Consider the following 1,753-nt stretch of genomic DNA (forward strand, 5'->3'; position numbering starts at 1 on the left):
CACCCCCCACCAAGGAAGGCCCCTGCGGACCAGACAACAGCTGATCAGGATTGTGCAGCACCGCCAGCTCCCGCATCGCCCGAGAAGCCCACAACCCCGCCACATCCTTAGCAAACCCGTGACGATCTTTCAGATTGCTGGCGAGCTTCTCCTGGAAGTCCTTGCGGATTCTGGTGTGGCTGGCTGGGGAGCGCTTGCGCTCGTCGAAGGTAGCCATACCAGCCAGGATCTCCTTGGCGCTCATCAGGCTCAGAGCCGTGAACTGCCCATCGAGCTGACGCGTCATCTCCCCCGGCAACCCACTCGAGGACTTACCCGTGTGATACGACACCACCACCGGGCCCACCTTGTCACACCACCGATCAGCCCCCACCCGGGCACCAGCCGCCTTCAAGGCAGCAGGCCCCTCCCACACCAGCACCGACCGGCCCCCAGCAGACCCCGGGGTAAACATGTCCCCAGCCACCAGACCACCACCAGACACACCAGCACCCCGGCCAGAACCCTGCCCGGGACCAGGCCGACGCGAACCCCCGCCGCTCACAACCCGCCCCCAAAACCACCAGAACCAGCAGACCCACCCTGGCCACTAGGGCTTCCAGGGCTTCCAGGACCACTAGGGCCACTGGGGGTGTCGGGGGTGCTTGCGCCTGAGACACCAGGGCCACCCTGGCCATCGGGGGTGCTTGTGCTGTTGGGTATGGCTCCTTGGTCGATGAGGAACTGGGTGGCGGCCCCGCCCCAGGCAGCCATGAGATCGACCCCCAGGTATCTGGGTGTGGACTGCGCCAGGCCCACCAGGTAGGGCACAGCCTTCTGCACACTCAACCGATCCGCACTCACCTGACCACCAAAGCTCAACGGCGGCACGAACCCCAGCACCTCATCAGCCCCCGGCACCCCCAGACGCTCAATCCCCTCCACAGCCAACGGCCGACCCGTCACCTCATCGTCATACAGGTCGCCACGCGGCATGGTGAAAACAGTGCAGCCGCTGCGCTCCCTGACAACCGGATCAGTCATGTTCTCCGCAGCGGAGGCGTTCGGGGAGATCTCCCCGGCGATGACGTCGATGTCCACGGCTGGCCCGGAGATCTCCCCCCACAGAAGCATCCGCCCCAGGGCGGTGCGTGTCAGGCAGTGCCAGCGCTGGGGCGGGAAGGGCAGGTCGACCCCCTCCAGCCAGGCGTCCACCACCGGCGCCCACTCAACAGGATCCGTGATCCACGATCTCCCCTGCCCAAAGCCGTCAAACCCGAAACGCCTCCAGATATACAGAACCGACTCAGGAAACACACCCCCAAACCGCTCAAAGTACTCCTCCGGCACCACCCGACCCACACCCAAAGGAGGCAACGGGTCAACCGACTCAATCATGTCCTCCTGGATCGTCCGCTCGATCCACTCCGGACCCCACTCAAGATTCTCAGCTCTAGCAAAACCCATAACCCGCACAGTAACACCCACCACACCCCCACACCCCACAAACCCACAAGCAAAATCCCCGCCCCCATCGAGCCGAAGCCACCCAGGCCACCACCAGGCAGGCCCCTCAGGCCACCAGGGACCAGCAGCTGGGCGACCTCCAGCCAGGGATCCACCCCGGAGGAGCAGGAGCCACCAGGCTACTGACGAGATAACCGCCCCAAACCCGCTCGGGACCAGGCCGACGCGAACCCCCGCCGCTCACAACCCACCCCCAAAACCACCAGAACCAGCAGACCCACCCTGGCCACTAGGGCTTCCAGGGCTT

At 65.2% G+C, this 1,753-nt stretch carries 2 protein-coding genes; both read right to left on the reverse strand.

All coding sequences use genetic code 11. The features are described from left to right. Positions 1 to 286: polymorphic toxin type 15 domain-containing protein (locus tag RIV14_RS13550; RefSeq protein ID WP_309325247.1), on the reverse strand; the 286-nt coding region annotated here is incomplete at its 3' end. 254 nt (positions 287 to 540) lie between these two features. Continuing rightward, positions 541 to 1,377, reverse strand: a complete 837-nt coding sequence (locus RIV14_RS13555) for a GAD-like domain-containing protein (protein ID WP_309325248.1) — start codon at positions 1,375 to 1,377, stop codon at positions 541 to 543. Between the last annotated feature and the right edge of the window lie 376 nt (positions 1,378 to 1,753).

The organism is Actinomyces acetigenes (assembly GCF_031296635.1).
Classification (GTDB): Bacteria; Actinomycetota; Actinomycetes; order Actinomycetales; family Actinomycetaceae; genus Actinomyces; species Actinomyces acetigenes.

Bases quoted from the DNA above. Each gene is read 5' to 3' on its own strand.
- RIV14_RS13555 (WP_309325248.1), bottom strand. From the start codon at position 1,377: ATGATTGAGTCGGTTGACCCGTTGCCTCCTTTGGGTGTGGGTCGGGTG.